Source organism: Actinomycetota bacterium (genome assembly GCA_019347575.1).
GTDB lineage: Bacteria > Actinomycetota > Nitriliruptoria > Nitriliruptorales > Nitriliruptoraceae > JAHWKY01.
The window spans coordinates 1-19,071 of record JAHWKY010000045.1 but is presented as its reverse complement, the minus strand read 5'-3'; the positions used below and the strand labels follow the sequence as shown (position 1 = coordinate 19,071).

General features: G+C 69.7%; 16 protein-coding genes. 6 read left to right on the top strand and 10 right to left on the bottom strand.

The window, feature by feature from the left end:
- Nucleotides 1–160, bottom strand: a 160-nt coding sequence (locus KY469_20235) for a BatA domain-containing protein (protein MBW3665430.1), incomplete at its 3' end; no start/stop codon positions are given.
- Between the two features lie 469 nt (nucleotides 161–629).
- On the opposite strand from KY469_20235, the gene KY469_20230 reads away from it, so the two are divergent.
- Genes KY469_20230 through KY469_20220 form a run of 3 tightly spaced genes read left to right on the top strand, consistent with a single transcriptional unit; the run spans nucleotide 630 to nucleotide 3,729 of the window.
- A complete protein-coding gene (locus KY469_20230) occupies nucleotides 630–1,919 on the top strand; it encodes a sugar transferase (GenBank protein ID MBW3665429.1) in 1,290 nt (429 codons plus the stop codon).
- Between the two features lie 5 nt (nucleotides 1,920–1,924).
- The gene (locus tag KY469_20225) at nucleotides 1,925–2,953 is read left to right on the top strand and encodes a glycosyltransferase family 2 protein (protein MBW3665428.1); all 1,029 of its coding nucleotides are present in this window, start codon (nucleotides 1,925–1,927) and stop codon (nucleotides 2,951–2,953) included.
- Nucleotides 2,954–2,955: 2 nt separating this feature from the next.
- Complete coding sequence (locus tag KY469_20220) at nucleotides 2,956–3,729, top strand: hypothetical protein (GenBank protein ID MBW3665427.1); 774 nt, start codon at nucleotides 2,956–2,958, stop codon at nucleotides 3,727–3,729.
- Here the strand turns inward: KY469_20220 and KY469_20215 are convergent.
- Entirely contained in the window at nucleotides 3,696–5,702 is a 2,007-nt protein-coding gene (locus KY469_20215) for a cell wall-binding repeat-containing protein (GenBank protein MBW3665426.1), read from the bottom strand. The two genes, KY469_20220 and KY469_20215, sit on opposite strands and share 34 nt — an antisense overlap.
- A gap of 163 nt (nucleotides 5,703–5,865) precedes the next feature.
- Here KY469_20215 and KY469_20210 point away from each other — a divergent pair, with 163 nt between their 5' ends.
- Entirely contained in the window at nucleotides 5,866–6,945 is a 1,080-nt protein-coding gene (locus KY469_20210; GenBank protein ID MBW3665425.1) for a glycosyltransferase family 4 protein, read from the top strand.
- A complete protein-coding gene (locus KY469_20205; protein MBW3665424.1) occupies nucleotides 6,942–8,030 on the top strand; it encodes an aminoglycoside phosphotransferase family protein in 1,089 nt (362 codons plus the stop codon). The genes KY469_20210 and KY469_20205 overlap by 4 nt, the downstream gene beginning before the upstream one ends.
- Here the strand turns inward: KY469_20205 and KY469_20200 are convergent.
- From KY469_20200 to KY469_20175, 6 genes are all read right to left on the bottom strand, one after another.
- Complete coding sequence (locus tag KY469_20200; protein ID MBW3665423.1) at nucleotides 8,012–8,923, bottom strand: sulfotransferase; 912 nt, start codon at nucleotides 8,921–8,923, stop codon at nucleotides 8,012–8,014. The two genes, KY469_20205 and KY469_20200, sit on opposite strands and share 19 nt — an antisense overlap.
- A complete protein-coding gene (locus tag KY469_20195) occupies nucleotides 8,920–10,518 on the bottom strand; it encodes an oligosaccharide flippase family protein (GenBank protein MBW3665422.1) in 1,599 nt (532 codons plus the stop codon). Before KY469_20195 ends, KY469_20200 begins: the two co-directional genes overlap by 4 nt.
- A gap of 22 nt (nucleotides 10,519–10,540) precedes the next feature.
- Nucleotides 10,541–11,842, bottom strand: a complete 1,302-nt coding sequence (locus KY469_20190; protein MBW3665421.1) for a hypothetical protein — start codon at nucleotides 11,840–11,842, stop codon at nucleotides 10,541–10,543.
- Nucleotides 11,835–12,758 (bottom strand): ATP-grasp domain-containing protein, encoded by a 924-nt coding sequence (locus tag KY469_20185; GenBank protein MBW3665420.1) that lies wholly within the window; start codon nucleotides 12,756–12,758, stop codon nucleotides 11,835–11,837. Before KY469_20185 ends, KY469_20190 begins: the two co-directional genes overlap by 8 nt.
- Nucleotides 12,759–12,956: 198 nt before the next feature.
- Entirely contained in the window at nucleotides 12,957–13,355 is a 399-nt protein-coding gene (locus KY469_20180; protein MBW3665419.1) for a hypothetical protein, read from the bottom strand.
- Between the two features lie 111 nt (nucleotides 13,356–13,466).
- Nucleotides 13,467–15,560, bottom strand: a complete 2,094-nt coding sequence (locus tag KY469_20175) for a DUF4012 domain-containing protein (protein MBW3665418.1) — start codon at nucleotides 15,558–15,560, stop codon at nucleotides 13,467–13,469.
- A 110-nt stretch (nucleotides 15,561–15,670) separates the two neighbouring features.
- Here KY469_20175 and KY469_20170 point away from each other — a divergent pair, with 110 nt between their 5' ends.
- Entirely contained in the window at nucleotides 15,671–16,426 is a 756-nt protein-coding gene (locus KY469_20170) for a polysaccharide deacetylase family protein (GenBank protein ID MBW3665417.1), read from the top strand.
- On the opposite strand, the gene KY469_20165 is transcribed toward KY469_20170, so the two are convergent.
- Both KY469_20165 and KY469_20160 read right to left on the bottom strand, forming a co-directional pair.
- The gene (locus KY469_20165) at nucleotides 16,367–17,692 is read right to left on the bottom strand and encodes a hypothetical protein (GenBank protein MBW3665416.1); all 1,326 of its coding nucleotides are present in this window, start codon (nucleotides 17,690–17,692) and stop codon (nucleotides 16,367–16,369) included. The genes KY469_20170 and KY469_20165 overlap by 60 nt on opposite strands.
- On the bottom strand, nucleotides 17,685–18,989 hold the full coding sequence (locus KY469_20160; protein MBW3665415.1) for an O-antigen ligase family protein: 1,305 nt from the start codon (nucleotides 18,987–18,989) through the stop codon (nucleotides 17,685–17,687). Before KY469_20160 ends, KY469_20165 begins: the two co-directional genes overlap by 8 nt.
- Between the last annotated feature and the right edge of the window lie 82 nt (nucleotides 18,990–19,071).

Below are 19,071 nucleotides of genomic sequence, written 5' to 3'. Positions count from 1 at the left end.
CGCCGCCGCCGCCGCCGCCGCCAAACGCTTGCGTCACCGGCCGCGCCAGCGCGATCGCCAGCAGGCACACCGCCGCCATCCGCACGCCCAACAGCGTCCACTCGCGCAACCGCCCCGGCTCATGAACCCGCGGCGCCTCGGCGGCGTCGATGAACATCATCGCGCCCCACTCGACGCCCTCGGGGATCTCACGATCGCCTTACGCGTCGCAGGTGCTAACGATCGGGAGGGCGGAAGGTTACGCTTCGTAGTGTAATAAATTCATAAAGTAGTGAAGCGGAACGTGAACACGCGAGCGCAGAGAGAGATCGAAGCCTCCGGCCCCACGTCCGTTCGGCGGGGTCGTCTCGGCCGTACGGCCGGGATGACGGACGGCGGACGGTCAGTTACCTATCGTTACTCTTCGTGTCGACGCTCGTTAACAGGGGCGAAGCAGGCCTCACGAGATCCCTATTCCGCGAGAGGGTCCCGGGCGTCCAGACCAGTGGAGGGGCACGATGGCCGTCGACAGTCTCCCGGTCGTTTCGACGAGGCCGCCCCTCGGAGTCAGAGACAGTGGCAGCGTAGAGGGACCCGTCGCGCTGGGGAAGGAACCAGCGACGTCCGGGGTCCGTACGGCCGTCGTCCCGATGGCGGTCCGTTCGGTCACGCCGCTCCTGGAGATGGCCTTGGTGTTCGGCGTCTCGAACCTGTTGGGTCTCGAGCAGATCTGGGCAGCGGTCTTCGCTGCGGTGTCAGGGCTCGTACTCAACATCGGGGGCGCGCCGAGGCTCCTCCCGCGACTGGCTGACACGGCAGCCGGCGTGTTCGGCCGGGTCGCGGTGGGGGCGCTCATCGCGGGGCCGTTCATGCCCACGCTGTCTCTTCCGGCGTACCTCCGACTCGGGTTCGCTGCGACGGGCGCCGCGCTCGTGGCTCGCGCACTAGGACAGGCGACGGTGCGTGCACTGCGCTCCCGCGGGATCGGCCTCGAACCGGTCGCGATCGTAGGCGCCGGCGTCACGGGGCAGGCCGTCGCTCGGATCCTCGAGCGACGCAAGGAGTACGGCCTGGAGCCCGTCGGCTTCATCGACGATGTCGACGACGGGGACGACCTCGCCCTCCCCGTTCTCGGTCGCACCACCAACCTCGACGTCATCCTCCTGGCCAACCGGATCCGCCACGCGATCGTCGCCTTCGGCGCCACCCGTGAGGAGGAGATGGTCGGCGTCCTCCGCGATTGCCGGGACGTCCCTGCTCGGTTCCACATCCTCCCGCGGTTCTTCGAACTCGGCGTTGCTCGTGCCAACCCCCACGCCGACGACCTCTGGGGCTTCCCCCTCGTTCCTCTCCAGCAGCCGTTGGGGTGGCGACTCGCGCGTCACGGCAAGCGGGTGTTCGACGCCACGTTCTCGGCACTCCTGTTGGTCCTTGCCCTGCCGGTCATGACGATCATCGCGCTCATCGTCAAGGCTGAGGATCGCGGACCCGTGCTGTTCAAGCAGACCCGGGTCGGGAAGGACGGGCGACCGTTCACCCTGCTGAAGTTCCGCACGATGGCGCAGAACTCCGACAGCGACACGCAATGGTCGGTAGATGACGACGACCGGGTCACGCGCATCGGCGGCTTCCTCCGGCCCACACACCTCGACGAACTGCCACAACTCATCAACGTCCTCCGCGGCGACATGTCGCTGGTCGGACCACGACCGGAGCGGCCACACTTCGTGGACCAGTTCTCCCAGGAGATACCCCGGTACGGCGACCGGCTTCGGATGAAGGCCGGCATGACCGGCTGGGCGCAGGTCCACGGACTGTGGGGCGACACCTCGATCGAGGATCGCGCCCGCTTCGACAACCGGTACATCGAGAACTGGTCGCTGTGGTACGACCTCGTGATCCTCGCACGGACGGTGCCGACCCTGTTCGGGCGACGCTGAGGCGCATGAGCCCCCGAACCGACTCGCCCCCGCGTCTCGATCATGTCGCCGGGTCGGAAGACCTCGTCACGGTCGTGGTGCCCGCACGTAACGAGGAGCGGCATCTCGGACCCTGCCTGGATTCCATCCTGGCTCAGGATCACGGGCGACTCGAGATCCTGGTGGTCGATGGGGACTCCGACGACGCCACCCCGTCCATCGTGCGCCGGTACGTCGAGCGGGATGCCCGCGTCCGTCTCCTGCACAACCCTGAGCGGCGGATCCCGCAGGCCTTGAACCTCGCGCTGCGAGAAGCGGAGGGGAGGTGGCTCGTACGTGTGGATGCGCACTCGACCATCCCATCCGAGTACGTGACCCGGGCCGTGGAGAACCTGCGGACGGGGCGTTGGGGCGGTGTCGGGGGACGCAAGGACGCGGTGGGGAGCACTCCGGCAGGCCGAGCCATCGCCGCAGCGCACGGCTCCCGGTTCGGGATCGGCGACTCGACCTACCACTACGGCACGGAACGCCAGACCGTTGACCACGTGCCGTTCGGGGCGTACCCAGTCGACCTCGCACGAGAACTCGGTGGTTGGAACGAACGCTTGAACGTGAACGAGGACTACGAGTTCGACTTCCGTGTCCGCTCGTACGGCCGCGAACTGCTGTTCGATCCCGCCATGCGGATCGAGTGGCGTAGCCGGCAGACGATCCGGGAGCTGTTCGACCAGTACCGGCGGTACGGACGCGGGAAGGCGACGACGATCACGCTGCAACCCGGGACGGCCCGACCACGTCACTTCGCAGCCCCCCTACTGATCGCGTCCTGGGTGCTCGCTGTCGTCCTGGCAGTTCGGCGTCCCCGGCTGGGAGGCCTCATCGCCACCCCGTACCCCGTCGCCCTGGCCCTCGCGAGCGCGGTCAACGCCCCACGGCTCCCGGCTCGATCGCGTAGGTGGCTCCCACTCGCCTACGCCGCGATGCACGTCGCCTGGGGTCTAGGCTTCTGGGAAGGTGCCCTGCGCTCGCTGCGTGACGGCACACCGGAGCGCTGAGGATGTCCGTACTCGACCCGCTCGTGCGGGCATGGCACCTGGTGCGCCGTCCTCTCACGCACCGACGGCTGCCCTACGTGCTCCTGAACCGGCTGCGTCCCTCGCGCCGCGGCTTGATCGTGGACGGCTCGACCCGACTGGTGGTCGAGGGGCCGATGCGGTCGGGCAACACGTTCACGGTGGCGGCCATCAGGTCCGCGAACGCGGATCTGCGCATCGCTCGCCACCTACATGCTCCCGCACACATCCTGCAAGCCGTCCACCTCGGCGTTCCCACGATCGTGCTGTTGCGCGACCCCGCCGAGGCGTGCACCTCCCACGTCATACGTCGTCCGGCACTGGCTCTCGCTGACAGCCTCAGGGACTGGATCGACTACTACCGCACGCTGCGCCCCGTCCGCGACCAGGTGGTGGTCGCTCCCTTCGAGGTCGTGATCGAGGATGTCGGGGCGGTAGTGGACGAGCTGAACCGTCGCTTCGGCACCTCGTTCCACCGCTACGAGAACACCCCCGAGAACGACGCCCAGGTTCTGCGCACCGTCGAGCGGATGAACCGCGCGGAGGAGCCCACCGGTGCGGTCAACGAGCAGCGTGTGGCCCGTCCGTCCGATGAGCGCGATGAGCGGAAGGCCGGCCTCCGACGTGAACTCGAGGTACCCCCGAACGCCGAGCTGCTGGCTGCAGCGCGGACCGTGTACGCCGATTGGATGGCGGTGGGCGTGCGGCCAGCCGGGGACGTCGATCAGACGCCGGAGGACAGCCCCTCCAACGCCTGACCGGACAGCACCGCCTCACCTCCGACCGCGATCCCGCGACCAGCTGGCATCGTCGACGCGACCCACGAGATCTGCGCGCTGGACGGTTGGGATCCGACCAACAGCAGCACGCCGTCGAGACGCGCAGCCAGCGCCCCAGCCGCGAGGCCGTCGGGGAAGTTCGACCCGGTCGCCGCGACCAGCGGACTCGTGGTCACCGCGCTGTCCATCATGGCCACGCGCAGGCTCGTCTCGTACCGGTCACGCCCGGCGATGCGACGCACGTCGAGACCCTTCGACCGGAGGCGGTCCTCGACGGTGGTCGGGATGACCGCCGTGCCGCCCACGATGACGGCCTCAGAGACCTCCAGGTCCGCGAGAGCGGAAAGGGTCGCCTCGGGCACGTCGTCCGAAACCAGCAGGACCGGCCAGGCCTGACCGGCGGCAGCTCTGCGAGCCGCCAGTCCGGAGACGGCAAGGGCATCGGCCCACGTCCGGGACGAGTCCCCGCGCACCAGGAACGCGGTGCCCCCCGAGGGAACGGGCAGCTTCGCCGCGACCGCTGCCGCCGTCGCGCTCCGCGACGGTCCGGCCACACGCGTCACCGTCGCGACGCCAGCCGAACGCAGATCACGCACGACCTGGTCGGACAGGGCACCGGGACCGCCCAGCACGAAGGCACGCGTCGCACCGAGCCGCTTGACCTCCGCCTCGACCGCCGAGTGCAGTCCACCGGACATCGTGATCAGCAGCGGAGCATCGTGGGCTCCGGCGAGCGCCGTCCCGCTGAGCGCGTCTGCAGGGTCGTCAGCCCGCGCGATGAGGACGGTGTCCGCCTGCTCCCAGTTCGTCTTCGAGACCGCCACAGCCGTCCCGATCCGGTCCTCCCCCGCGAGGCGCTGCCAGGACCACGCCGGACCGTCGGTGGTGCCCCCGTCGGTGGTATCCGCACCATCCGTCGTGGTCCCACCATCGGTGGTCCCTCCCCCGACCGTCGACCTGGTGCCCGCAGGCGGGACGTAGCCGTAGTCGATCACCTCGAAGGCCTCGATCGGGATCGAGCACAGCGCCTGCTTCGACAGCTCCCAGAGCTGTCCGTACCCCTCGGTGACGGTGTCCTCGAGCTTCAGCGCGATCGGCGCCCCGGTCGAGTCCCCGACGATCACGCCGTACTCCTGCATGGCCTTCGCGATCGGGCGCGCTTGTGGGTGCAGCGAGTACCGGGACAGATCCACCGACGGCTTGATCCGGAGCCGGGCACCCTGGGGCGGCGCGTACCGATCCAACGAATCTCCATCCGACCCGATCATCGGGAAGAGGTGCTCGTCGCGGACGGAGTTGATGCCGATCTTCAGCACGTGCTCGATCGCGCCGGCCTGGACCTCGTCGTACCGCACCGCCGTGATCGCGCCGTTCAGCCCGCGGTGACTGCCCGTGTTGCGGGCCTCGTCGGCTCCCGGGAGCTTGGCGTGGAGGCCGTCCGAAGCGAGGTACGCGATGCTGCCCCCGCCGACCGACCAGATGTCCAGCGTCGGGTCGTAGGTGGCCTTCCAGAGCCAGGAGACGTACCCGCGCTCGAGGTCGTAGATCACGAGTTGCTGGTCGGAGTTGGCGGCCGCCTTGGCCTCCGCCGGGATGCGGAGACGGTCGAACTCCGGAGGCAGGTAGTAGCGCGTGCCGACCACGTCGTACTCGCGGTCCCCCGTCTCCGCCCAGAAGATGGGTTCTCCCCACTTGTCACTACCCGCTCCCATGAGCAGGAAGCAGCCGTTCTCGGCGTTGTCGTGCTTGAGGAAGTCGATGATCCGCCCCGACTCGGCGTGGAGGGGAGCATCGGTCGGCAGGGGCGTGTTCCAGAAGGAGTCCGCTGAGAACGCTCGCAGCGCCGGTTCGGCAGCCGTCGCGGTCCGCGGCCCGGGCTGCAGCAGCACGAGCAGCAGCGAGAAGACCGCCGCCAACGTGACGGTCGTCCGAACGGATCCCCCCACTCGCATGTTGTTCTACCCTCTCCGCGCATCGGACCGGTCGGTCACGTAACGTGTTCGCGTGAATTCGCTCTGTTAACTCTTCGGACGGGAGAGCCGTGGTCTTGAACGCTCCCCTCGTGGACCCCGTCATGTGCGCGGTCCACGCTCCGGCCTCCGTGCCGCTGCGCCGGTGACCCGGGTCCTGCTCATCGGCAAAGGGCCACCCGATCGCGGGGGGATCGCGGCGCTCCTGCGCACCGTGCTGTCCAGCCGGCTCGCGACGTCCTACGACCTCCGGCTCGCGAACCTCTCGCGTCGGGATCTCCCTCGAGAGGGGGGACGCCTCACGGCCGGCAACGTGCTCCGCACGATCGAGGATGCCGGGACGGTCTGGCGCGAGGCGAAGGACACCGACGTCGTGGACCTCCACTCGGCGCTCGTACCGTTCACCACCATCCTGCGTGCCGGATCACTGGCTCTCGTCGCCCGGTTACGAGGTGCCCGCGTCGTCGTGCATGCTCACGGCGGCCAGATCCGAACGTGGTTGCGTGGACCGCTCCGCAGGCTGCTCGTGCGGCTGGCCCTGCGACCGGCTGACGTCGTCGTCGCCGTCTCCGAAGGCGAACGGCAGGCGCTGTCCCGCGCGCTCGGTCCGGCGCGGGTCCGCCTGATCCGCAACGGAGTGGACGTGAACACGTTCGACCCCGGCGACGCACGGACGAGCGGACGACCCATCATCCTGTACGTCGGTCTGCTGACCCCGCGGAAGGGCGTCATCGACCTGGTACGTGCCTCCGACGAGCTCGCAGCACGGGGAGTCGAGCACGAACTCCGTCTCGTCGGAGGCACCCCCGACGAGGGCGTCGAAGCCGAGCGGGAGGTCCGGGCGGCAGCGGGTTCCGAGGTGCGGTTCCTCGGCGCGCAGCCTCACGACCGCATGGCCGAGTGCTATCGGGAGGCCGACGTGTTCTGCCTACCGTCGTGGTGGGAAGCCATGCCTCTGTCGATCCTCGAAGCGATGGCGAGTGGTCTGCCGGTGGTGGCCACGCAGGTCGGGGACATCCCGCACGTCGTCGCTCACGGCGAGACCGGTCTGCTCGTACCGCCCCAGGATCCGGACGCCCTTGCCGATGCACTCGAGGTCCTACTGAGTGACCCGGGCCGTCGCGAGGAGATGGCGAAGAACGGCCGGCTGCTGGCTGAGGAGCGGTTCGGTCTCGACCGGATGCTCGACCAGCTCGATGAGCTGTACCGAGAGCTGGCTCGGTGACGCTCGCGCACATGGTCCAGGACCACATCCAGAGCAACGCCGCGGACTGGTACCCGCAGCTCTCCGCACGTGATATCACGGTGGACCACCTGTCCGGGCACCGCCGTCAGCGCTCGGACCTGCTCCGGTTCCGCATCTCGGCCGGCGCGCAGGAGGTGTTCATCCTCTGCAAGGTCGCGACGCCACCGGAGGCGCGACACGGCCAGGGACCCCCGTCGCGACCGCGGCTCGGGGATCCGGACGACGCTAGCCGGAAGCTCACCTTCGAGTACGAAGCCCTACGGGGGATGTGGGCCCGGCTCGCCGACATCGACGATCGGCGTCTGGCCGCGGTACGTCCTCTCGACCTGCTCGAGGAGCACGGGGCGCTGCTGATCGAGGAGGTGGCGTCCCGGTCGCTCCGGGACCTGCTCGTCGACGCCTCCCGGCCCGGAGGCTCCGCCTTGCGGGACCGCCTCCCTGACCTCTTCGAAGCCGCGGGCACGTGGCTGGGCGTGTTCCACTCCCTGGAACTGCAGTTGGATGGTTCCCGGCGGTGCACCCCGGACGACTACCGCACGGCACTGCGTAGCTACAGCGGATGGCTGATCGCCCGCGGCGCCCCGCAGGGTCTCCTGTCGCAGGCCGTCTCCGTCGCAGCGGAGGAACGAGCGGATGCCGATCCGGCGGCCGGACCTGGCCACGGCGACTGCGCCCCCCGCAACGTGCTCGTACGGCGGGACGGCCGGATCCTGATGATCGATCCGCTCGCCCGCTGGCGCGTCCCCGTCGAAGACGACCTCGCCTACCTCGTTGCCAGTCTCCGCGTCAACCGCGCCCGCGTCCTCACGGGGGGGATGCTGCCGCCCGACTCGGCGCTGGGACCGCTCGAGAACGCGCTCTTGAGGGGCCACCCCGGCGTATCGTCGGGCTCGCTGAACGCCTCGCTGGTGCTGATCCTGATGGACCGGTGGGCCGCGAGCCTGGCCCGTCCGTTCCGCTCTGGTCCTGGACGCCACGTGCTGGACGCGTTGGAGCGCCGTCGGCTCGCCGCCGAACTCTCCGGGATCGTCGACGATCCTCGGGTTCAGGGCCGGGGCGGGTAGTCGTAACGCCGGGCAAACGGAGCCGTGATCGCCGACACGACCGCCCGATGCGAGGCGGGCAGCCCCTCACTCCGCCCAGCGTCCCGGTGGATCTCGACCTCCCCCCGGTTGAACCGGTCTGGGTTGCCGGCGACGGTGTGGTTGGGCCCCAACGCCACGGTCCGATCGCCCGTGAACGGCAACCCGTCGCGGTCGAGACCCATCAGGTCCGCCACCTTCCCGAAGACCGATCGAGGGTCCGCGATCAGGTCCTCGTAGCGGACCGTCGTCCACGCGAGCGGCGCTCGCGCTCGTCGCAGCACCTCCGCGCCGAGGTTGATCTCCACCCACCGCAGCGCGCTCTTGAGCGGCGGGTTGCGGCGCATCCTGCCGCCCTCTGGACGATCGGGTTGGGCCTTCGTCCTGGACCAGGATGCGGCCACCGCCCTCGGGTCGCGCACGAGGTGAACGACCGCGACCCGGTCTCGACCGGCACCCCGCAGTGCGACCGCCAGATCCTGCGGACGCTTCGAGCTGTCCACGATCCAATCCGCTCCCGTCGTCCGAACGAGACTCCCGTAGACCGTCCGCATCGCCGCGGCGTACCGATCGAGGACGTCGGTGTCATCGGTGCCTCTCAGCAACCTCCAGCGGCGGGACAGAGACGCCACCTCGTGCTGCCAGGACACGATCTCGTCGGCTGGCGCCACCGCCGAGACATCCCGGATGACCGGACCCCATACGTCGCAGTCCGCTGGGGGATGACCGCAACCGCAGAGCCGCCTCTCCATCATCCCTCTCCGGAACAGCCACCTGACCTCCCCAGCGGCGAAGACGCCGGGCATCTCCCCGATGACGTTGGCCAGGATCGTGCTGCCGCTCCGGCCGGGGCCCACCACGAACAGCACGTTCACGGTTCCAACTCCTCCGGTCGACGAGGGGTCGCGAGGAGTCGACCGATGACCGGCAGTCTGCCGAGCTCCGGGAACGTCTCGACGACGCGAAGGGAGCGGCGGTTCACCAGGACCATCCCCACGGAGACCGCGGCGGCCAGAGCGAAGGACACGATCGCAGGGGGCCGGACGATCTGCTGAACCGCCCACACGCCGGCGATCCCCGCCGCCACGGACAGGTAGATCCGGACGTACCCGAGGTCCATCAGGCGGAACCCCAAGCCACGCAGACCCAGGTGGTTCGCCAGGTTCTGCGTGAACAACGTCACCGCGTGCGCCATCGCCACGCCCACCGCGCCGTAGCGGGGGATCAGGAGCAAGCTGAGACCGACGTTCAGCACCGCCACGAACCCGTTGGCTCCGGCGATCCATCCGAGACGCCCGTAGACGTGCAACGTCTGGACGTTGAAACCGAAGCAGACGTTGAGGTAGTAGCCGAGCCCGAGCAGCGCGAGGACCGCCGAGGAGCTCACGTACCGCTCGCCGAACAGCGTCACCGTCGTGGGTAGAGCGAGGGGGAACGTGAGCACGAACGCCGGGAAGGAGAACACCGCCAGCCACGCGGCCGTCTGCCAGTAGGTGCGCTGCATCTCCTCGTGATCGCGACGCGAGTACAGGCGGGACGCCAGGGGCACGAACAGCAGCGCGAAGCTCCACTGCACGAAGTGGTTCAGGCGCGCGACCGGGAAGACGGACCGGAAGTTCGCTACCGCCTCCTCCGTCTTGAAGTGACCCAACAGGACGACGCTGACGGTGTTCATCGAGATCACCACGAGCTCGTGCGTCAGCAGCGGCAGCGCGAAGGTGAAGACCTCACGGAAGGGCATCGAGAGGCTCCGCAAGGAGAGCCCGGCCAACAGTCCACGACGTCGGAAGAGGTTCGAGAGCATCGCCGCGTACACGAGGAGCCCGAGCGCTCCAGCGATCACGTACCCCAGGGCCAGGACGATGACCCCGACCTCCAGCACCAGGAGCAAGGCCACCGCACCGAGGCGCATGAGGGGGGTCAGGATGTACTTCCGAGCGAAGATCGCCCGCGGCCGGGAGTAGACGGCGAACACGGCCTCGGCGAGATCATCGAAGGCCTCGACCGGCGCGAGGAGGATCATGACCGCAACCACCTCGGCGGTGCGCTGTCCTGCGGAGGCAGCGATCGGACCCTGGAGGGCGAGGACCCCGAGGGTCAGCACGACACCCATGCCGAGGATGAGGGTGGCCTCCATCAGCAGGGTGCCGAACAGCTTCCCCCGGTCGTCCTCCTCCTCGTAGATCGACAGGAACCGAGTGACGGCACGGGTGTGGCCGAGGCTCACCGCTGTGCGCGCGAAACTGACGATGGACAGGCCGTACGCGAACGCCCCGTAGTCCGCCTTGGACAGCACCCGTACCACGAGCACCTGGATGGCGAAGTTCAGCCCGATCGCGACGATGCGCCCGACCAGGAGCAGACTCGAGCCGCGGATGCTCTTGGTGGTCTCGGCTCGCGCAGACGTGCGCTGCGTGCCGTCGATCTGGTCGTCGGCAGGGTCGTCGTCGGTGGAGGGATCCGGGCTCACGGACGGAGCTGGACGGTCGCGGTCACGTCGTCACCAGTCGGTGGAAGACACACAGCGCGATGGCCGACGGGGATCGGGTCGCGTCCAGCACGACCACGTCGTCCCTCGCGTTGACCAACCGGTCGTACACCTCGAGCTGCCGCCGCACGGCGCGTTCGCCGAAGGTGACGTCGGGCTTGCGTCGCACGGAGACCTCCGCAGGGACATCGAGGTGCACGGCGAGGTCAGCGGTGGGCAGGCCCCTCCGGACCAGCCATCGCTGGAACGCCAGGTCCACGTCCCCGTAGACGACGTCGAGCGTGGCCAGGGCATCGAGCAGATGACGGTCGTAGAGGACCACGCCACGCGTCTTCACGTGCTGACGCCAGACATGCGCGAGGAAGGACACGGTCACCAGGGTCGACCACATCCAGCCCACGAACCCGCGACGCGACGGCAGCTCGGCGCCCTCCCCCCGGGCCGCGGCGCCGACGCTCGGCGCGGTCGACCGACCCAGTAGACGCTTGACCAGACGCGCGACCGCGTCGAGCCATCCCAGGTCGTTCCCGGGGCGAGCCCACACGTGTCCGTTGGGGACGCCCGCGCGATCGAGGTCCGACCGCAGCTGCCGGACGAGAGTGGACTTGCCCGCGCCGTCGACGCCGCTGATGGCGACGACCACGCGAGGGGTCACCCGGCGTCGAACACGGCCGAGCCCTCGCCGGAGCCTGCTCCTGCGGCCGAGCGGTGCGGGGATCGGAGGTCGCGCGCCGGTCCGCCAGCGCTCGAGCTGGTCGCCACCCAAGGCGGCCTCGATGTCGGCCGCTACGGAGAGCGCCCCGTCTCGCACGGAGGGGTGGTGCCCCTGACGCATCAGGGCGCGGACCTCTAGGACCTCTCGCAGCCGTACCTCGTCGCGACGTTCACACCGTCGCAACACGTTACGCAACGGATCCGGGGGTGGGATCGGTTCCAGGTCCAGTGCGGACAGGACACGTCCGTCCTCGATCACCGCCCACCGGCCGGAGGTCCGCACCCCGACCTGACGTAGCAGGCCGTCGAGCGCCACCCAGCCCCGCCCTGACATCTCCTCGCGAGGAGGCAACCGGCGGACGTGGGCATCGATGTCCGACGACCATCCCGGTCCCAGTGGCGAGGTCCGGAGCCCGCCGGGGTACAGATGGTCCGCCAGGACCTCACCGGCCACCTGGGACGCCAGCTGGCGGTCGCGGAACATCTGCACGGTCGGCACGCCGTTGTCGTTCCAGCGTGACGGCGGGAGACGCTCCAGGAGAGCTAGGTCCTCGGCCGGTACGTCCGGGGGTCCGTGGTTGGCGTCACCCACGTCGGTCCGCGTCCCGGAACAGGTGGGAGACCGTGTGAGCGAGGCGAGCGAAGACCGGACCGGGATCATCGAGACGCAGCACGCTGTGGACCGTACCTCTGCGTGGTCGTAGCGCCTCCCAGGCACCCATGGCACCGACGTCGCCGGCCCGCACCGCCCCGAGCACGTGCCGGACGTCGCCCTCGACCCACCGGTAGTGCACTCCGATGCGTGCCCGGTGGAGCTGGCTGGCCTCCCCGTCGAGCAGCGCGCGGCAGTGGATCGCCGGCAGGTTCGCTCCAGCGGCCACGGCGAGAGGCAGAGAACCGTAGACCCGAGGGTTGACATCGAGGACGTGATCGCCCGCTAGTTGCACCTGGAACACCCCGGTGTGGCGCTGCAGGAGCTGCTGCAGACGGTCCTCGAGCCCGCGGTCGGGGTCCACCGTCACGGCGAAGCAGGACACCCCGGCGTCCCGCGGCCACGTTCGCACGTACCGCTGGTGCACCCAGGCGAGCATCCGCCCCTCGTGCATCACCCCCGACACCGCGCGCAGGGGCTCGTCGATCCACGTCTGCACGATGAGGGGACCGGCAGCCCTGCGTGGCCCAGCGGTGAGTTCGCTAGGGCGACGTACGACCCGGGCGGGAGGGGCGAGAGCACGCTGCTTGACGACGGGCTTGACCACCACCGGGTAGTCGAGGTCCGCGGCGGCCGCTCGTAGCGCGTCATCATCATCGAACCGGCGCCCCGTGGGAACGGGCAACCCGACGTCACGCACGAGCTGTTCCAAGCGCGACTTGTCGATGAGCTCCGCTTCGGGGAGACCGAGCGCGGAGATAGCTGCGTCGCTGGTTACGATCGTCGCCGCGAACTCCCCGCGCTCGGTGAGGGTCCGGACCGACTCGTAGAACCCAGCCTCGTGGGCGTGTGGCACCCGTACCTGACCTGCCGCATGACGGGAGGACGAAGCCAGCGAGCGACGCGCCGAGATCGTGACGCACGGGGAGTAGCCGGCCTCGGATAGTGCCCTGACCGTGGCTAGGGCCGAGCGGTTCTGGCCTGGACTACCGTCGACCACCAGGACACGCGACACGCGGTCGGAGATCACGCGCGCTCGTGTTCCTGATCGTGCTCAGCTGCCCGCCGCGCGACGCGACCGGCGCTGGCTCCACAAGAGCAGGCCACCGCCCGCCAGGACCACGACCGCCACGCTCAGGATCGTCGCTGTCGGAACACCTGTGCGCGCGAGCCCCTCGCCCGAGACCTCGTCGGGCGCCGGGGCTTGCCGCTCGCCCGAGACCTCGTCGGGCGCCGGGGCTTGCCGCTCGTCGACGTCCGCCGCGACATCCGGGGCGGGTTCCCCCTCGAGACCCTCGTCACCGGGTGCTGGTTCACGCTCGATCGTCGTCGGCAGGACCCGGGTGGGACCTTCCCGTGGCGGGTACGGCTCCTCCTGCGCGGAAGCCCCCCCGACCAGCAGGACGAGCACGGCCATGGCGAGTAGCACGATCAACTCGGCTCTCTTCCACATGCTCAGCCTTCCCACGGCAGCCCAACGTCAGGTACCCGTCACCGTGCCTAACGAGTGTAGCGGTGGCTAGTTACGTTTCGTCACGGTGACGTCACCGACCGTTCGTACGTGTCACCAGCCGAGCCAACTCGTGAGCCGATCCCCCAAGCGCTGCATCGGCCCTCGCGCGAGCCGCAACTCGATGACGACGTCGGTGTTCACCTCGCCGCGGACGGTTACATGACCCCGGTGTCGCTCCAGCGTCGGCTCCTCAGGTCCATCCAGGACGTCCGTTCCCAGACCGGTGTCGCCTCCTTGACGCCCGCCCGACAACGACGCGTCGGCGACCTCCCATCCCCGAGGAGCGCGGATCAACACCTCGATGTCATCGGGGATCCCCTTGGCCTGCCGCCACAGCGTCAGCCGGTAGCGGAGGTCCGGCCCGTCACGTCGTAGCTCAATCGGCCCCGACAGGTCGAGCTCGAACGAACGACGCTCTCGACTCGGCGTCTCGAGGTAGTGGTCGACCGCCGTCTGGTCGTGGATCCCTCCCGTGGTCACCGAGATGGGCTGGTCCTGGCCATCCCTCCCCGCGAGGACCCGGGTCTCAGAAGGGGACCAGACGGTGAACCACGTCCGGTTGAGTCCCGGTGCCCCCGTTGGACCCGAATCGGAACCTGCGCCACCCGGGCGCGAGCCGATGATGTACGGGTCCAGGCCGGAAGAGGGCAGTGGGTTGTCCACGATCACCTCGAACCGGGCGTGGCGCTCGGCGTCCGTCGGACGGTCGGGAACGGGGATGCGCAGGGTGAGATCGAGGCGCGCCCCGTGCCCGACGTGCACGTCCTGCTTGTTCGCAGCCGCGTTGTTCGCCGACATCGCCAGGAGGTCACCCCACGGTCGGGGCTGCATGGCGCCAGCCACTCCGAGCGACTCGAGAGCGCGTTGCTCGTCCTCGCGCGCGCTGTAGATCTGCAGGTGGCGGCGCGCCCCGGCGATGCCGATGCGTCGGGTCATGACCGTGGGATCCCAGTCCATCACGATCAGACGCTCGAACGCGGAGGTCAGGACCGCAGCCAGGTACCGATCGCGCTCTTCGCTGCTACCTCCGAACTCCTGGTACGCATCGAACATCACGACCCGCGCGAGTTCGTCGGGTGGCAGCGGGTCAGGAAGATCCTCGACACCCTCGAGCAGTTCGTCGGGCACGTCCACCACACCTGTCGCTCGCGCGATGATCTGCAACGCCACGGGATCGACCATGATGACCCCGTCGAGCACGTCACCGGTGGCGTTGGCGTACAGGGCGAGCAGGACGGGTGCCGTCATCGGCAGGTGGGGATCGACGTTGACGTTCTTCAGGAACGATGTCGCCTCGACGTGCGCGTAGCGCTCCTCGAACTCGTCGGGCGCCTGAACGGGCGGCCCGGTCGCCGGCTCCAGTTCGGACGCGTCGATGGGACCGCGGAACTCGACCCGACCCTGCGTGGCGACGAGCTCACCCAGGAACCCGATCAGGCCACCGGTACCGCGCAACTCGGCGCTGTTCTGGATCGCGAGTAGGTACCGACGCTCCTCGCCGTCGCCCAGGACGTCGGGCAGGACGCGTGTGAGGGTCCGGGCGTCGTCGATCGTCTCGAGCGTTTGGCCGGCGAGCTCGAGCGCATCCCTCCGGCCATCGAGGACGGAGGCTGGAAGCAAGGTCGCGGGCGTGTCCGCGAGGGCCTCGTACGAGCTCTCCAGAGCGCCGGTGCCGAGCTCTTGGAGCACGCCTTCGGCCCTGCGGATGCTCTCCAGGTCGATGCGCCCGTCCCCTCCAGCGACGGCCAGCTCACCGTCGGGTCCCAGGAGCTCGTTCGCGCGGGGGACGACGTCTCCACTGAGGTCGGCAGCGGCCGTAGCGATGCCGACCGCGTGGGTGATCGTCAGTGCGGTCCGTCGGATGACGGGAGAGCGCCGCGCCAACCACCACACGGGACCGTCGATGCGGGCCCCCGCCCGGACGGTGGCATCGAAGGCGTGGGAGGCCGAGGCTTCGGCCTCCTCCACCTCCGCGTTCCCGAGGCTCTCACGCACGTCACCGAGCGCAGCGCGCGCCTCGACCAGAGCGTCCCGGGCGGCGAGGGCGTCCAGGACCATGAACGCGAGCCAGACCGCGATCGCCAGCCCGACCGACACGGCTACTACGACGAACGCGCGCCGCCGGGACCGGGAGATGAGTGGCACGGCGACTCCGACGGCGGCTGGGTGATACGGGTCAGAACGGTAGCCGCACGCGACGTGCTGGTCCGTCGCCCGGCACTAAGGTGCGATCCCCTCACCGCTCGGACGGGCCCGTGACGATCCTCTGCTACCACGCGGTCGAACCCGCCTGGACCGCCGCACTCTCGGTGCCCCCCAGCACGTTCCGGCGGCACGCCGCGTGGCTCGCGCGCGGACGCGCCGTCGTCCCACTGGATCGAGCGCTCGAGCTCATGGACAGCTCCTACCGTCTGCCGCGGACGACCGCCGCGATCACCTTCGATGACGGGTTCCGTTCGGTCTACGACCACGCGTTCCCCGTGCTCGCGGAGTTCGGGCTGCCCGCGACCGTCTTCATCGTGACCGGGACGTTGACCGGGGAGCAGAACGAGGTGAACTGGCTGGACGTCCCTCAACCACCCGGGGGACTGGACACGATGGGGCGTGACGAGATCCTGGAGATGCACACGGCTGGCATCCGTTTCGGGTCGCACAGCCATCTGCACCTCCGACTACCGGAGCTCAGCGATCACGAGTGCGAACAGGACCTTCGGCAGAGCCGGGAGATCCTCGAGGACCTGCTGGGCGAACCGGTGCCGTACCTCGCGTACCCGCGGGGGCTGCACGACGAGCGTGTTCGACGCGCGGCACAGCGGGCGGGCTACACCCACGCGCTCGGGCTCCCTGAGAGAAGGGAAACGTTCGGCCGCTACGCGGTCCCGCGGGTCGGCGTCCACCACGGCAACGGCGTCGGCACGTTGCGCCTGAAGACGAGCCGGCCCTACCTCGCGCTACGGACCGCCCCGCTCCTCTCTCCCCTGCGATCGGTGGTACGCCGTCTCCGCTCGTGACGGCGCAGGACGATCGACCTCGGAACTCCGCGACGGTGACGCTCCACCTTCGCCGGCGTGCTCCTCGGCCCCTCGCGACCCGTCCCGCTCGCCCTCTTGCTGTTCCGGGGGACGACGCGAGGGCTTCCTTGATGCCCGGAGGCGGCGGGCGCGCCACCATCTGAGCCGCTCGATGTAGATCACGCCTGTCAGCTCACCCGGGAGGAACAGCTCGGCCGCCTGCCGGACCGCCCCCTCCGGTGTGCCTTCCCCGACCACGAGGACCACACCGGCATCGGGGGGGATGAACTGCGGCATGTCGATACCAGCCGCTGAGGGACCGTCGATCACGACGGGCCACCGCTCGTCGAGCAGGCCGCCTGCCAGGCTCTCGGAGACGACGATCCGCGGATCGTCCCGAAGATCCTCGACCTCGGAACGCTCCCCCGCCCCCGGGACGTACGCCACCGGCCCCCGTCGCGCGAGGCCCCGCGTGACGAGCTTCGACACGCGGGTGCGCGTGCGGTCGCCTCGGCGCGGCGCGATGAACGCCTGGGTCCCCGTCCCGGCGGGGTACACCCGCTTGAGGAGCGCGGACAGCCCGTGGACCCGGAGCGGGTCGAGTTGCGCTCCTCGGGTCGGCAGCGCGAGGGCTCCGATCGCCCCGACCCCCGCGCTATCCGACGCCTCCCGTGCGTTCAGTACCGGGCGCCGGATCGCCACGATGAGCCCGACCGTGCCGGCACCGAGCAAAGCACCCCCGACGATCGCGATCGCGAACACGAGAGCTGGACTGGGGCGGGGATCAGGCTCCGCAGGTGGACGGGCCGCGGCCTGGATCTCGAACGTCCCGACCCCGGGCCCCGGCTCGTTGAGCTCGTCGATGAGCGCCTCGGCGACGCCGTTCGCGGTGCGGGACGCGAGCTCGGGATCGCCGGCCCGCCCCACGACCTGGAGGAGGACGTTGTCCTCGAGCGGTTCCAGTTGCGCGTGGTGGGGGATCAACGTACGCGGGTCGAAGGGCAGCCCTGAGCGCTGGACCGCGTTCTCAGCGACCTCGCCGCCGTTGAAGATCGCTTCTGCCAGTCGGGCCAGCTGCTCGGCCTGGATCGTGAGGTCGCTCGCGATGACGAGCGCACGGGCCGTGTAGGTCTCGTCCTGCACCAGCCGAGGCGAGAGCGCGACGGCCAGCGCGACCGGACCGATGACCGCGAGCACGACCAACCAGGCGTAGCGACGTGCCCCCCAGAGGAGCCGTCGCGGCGCCTCGACCGTCGCCTCATCCATGCGGCAACCGTACTGCCTGGACTCCGTCCTCCGCCGGACGCGGACCTCTGCCGACCGGATCCTGCGCGTTCACGACCACGACCCCGTAGAGCAGGACGAGCCAGAAGTACTTGAACTCGATCGTGCCGAGGAAGCTGTTCGTCAGGATGAGCCCGGCGAGTCCCGCCAAAGGCGGGGCACGCAGGTTACGGGGTAGTGCCCGTACGGAACGCACCGTCAGCGCGAGCCCGACGATCAGCAGGACGAGACCCGGCAGACCCGCCTCGATCAGCGTCCCGATCCAGACGCTGTGGGATTCGAAGCGCAACTGGTTGCCCTGCGCGGCGGGATCCGAGAGCAGCGCACGTTGGTGAACCTCCGGGAACGTCCCCCAACCGCTTCCGATCCAGCAGTACGTCGGACACTCGCGGGCAGCGACCGCCCAGATCGCGGTACGGCCGGTCGACCCACGGCGGGTGAGCAGACGCTCCATCGTCGCGTCCGGGGCCACCGCTCCCGCCACCGTCAACACGACGATCGCCGCCGCGGCGAGTCGCAGGCCGGCGCCGGTCCGTCGGAAGACGTAGACCAGCACGACGACCACCGTGAGACCTCCGAGCAGCCCGCCACGCGACCCGGTGCTCAGGAGCCCGACAGACACGAGGACGCTGACAGCCAGCCACCACCACTGGGCTGGCCAGCGTTCCCGGACCGCTCGTCCGAGCGCGATGGCGAGAGGGAGCATGAGCGCGGCAGCCGTGATGTTCGGGTCCGCTTCCCCACCAGCGCCGCCGCCGGCCAGTCCGAACCGTCCCGACCGGCCAGCCGCGAACGAACCCGTCGCCAGGTCGACGAGCGCCAACATGCCGACGATCACGCCGCCTGCGACGATCCCCACCTCGAGGAGGTCACGTTCCCGCCCGCCGGCTGGGGTGAGGACGGCGACGGCGTAGAGGGCCACGAGAGCAGCGAGGACCAGGAGATCGTCGAGCGTCTGCGCCGGCGCGATGGACCAGAGGTAGCTGAGAACGCCCACGCCGAGCAGCATCACCCACACCGGCAGCGCGGGATCGAGCCGCGGCGTCCGGCGCCAACCCCCTGCGAGTTGCAGGAGGAACGCCCCGATCGCAACGAACCCAAGGAAGCTCGACAGTGTGCCGACGCCACCTGCGGCCAGTCCCGGGACCCTCACGGCCGACCCGAACGGCACGCTGCCTGCGTACAGACTCAACGCGACCCACGGCGAGCGGACGACCGTCACCGCTGCCCACGCCAGGAACGGCAGCGCGAGCACGCCCAGCGCGATCAGCAGCGTCACGCCGGGAGCGTAGTCCCGTCAGGAGCGGTCACCCGCACCCCCTGCCTGCTATCCGATCCGCGAACGTCTGCTCGGTCGAGGC

Excerpts from the sequence above, each read along its gene's own strand:
- KY469_20215 (MBW3665426.1), bottom strand. The coding sequence starts at position 5,702 with ATGCGAGTGGGGGGATCCGTTCGGACGACCGTCACGTTGGCGGCGGTC.
- KY469_20180 (MBW3665419.1), bottom strand. The coding sequence starts at position 13,355 with ATGTGGAAGAGAGCCGAGTTGATCGTGCTACTCGCCATGGCCGTGCTC.
- KY469_20230 (MBW3665429.1), top strand. The coding sequence starts at position 630 with ATGGCGGTCCGTTCGGTCACGCCGCTCCTGGAGATGGCCTTGGTGTTC.
- KY469_20165 (MBW3665416.1), bottom strand. The coding sequence starts at position 17,692 with ATGGATGAGGCGACGGTCGAGGCGCCGCGACGGCTCCTCTGGGGGGCA.
- KY469_20225 (MBW3665428.1), top strand. The coding sequence starts at position 1,925 with ATGAGCCCCCGAACCGACTCGCCCCCGCGTCTCGATCATGTCGCCGGG.
- KY469_20220 (MBW3665427.1), top strand. The coding sequence starts at position 2,956 with ATGTCCGTACTCGACCCGCTCGTGCGGGCATGGCACCTGGTGCGCCGT.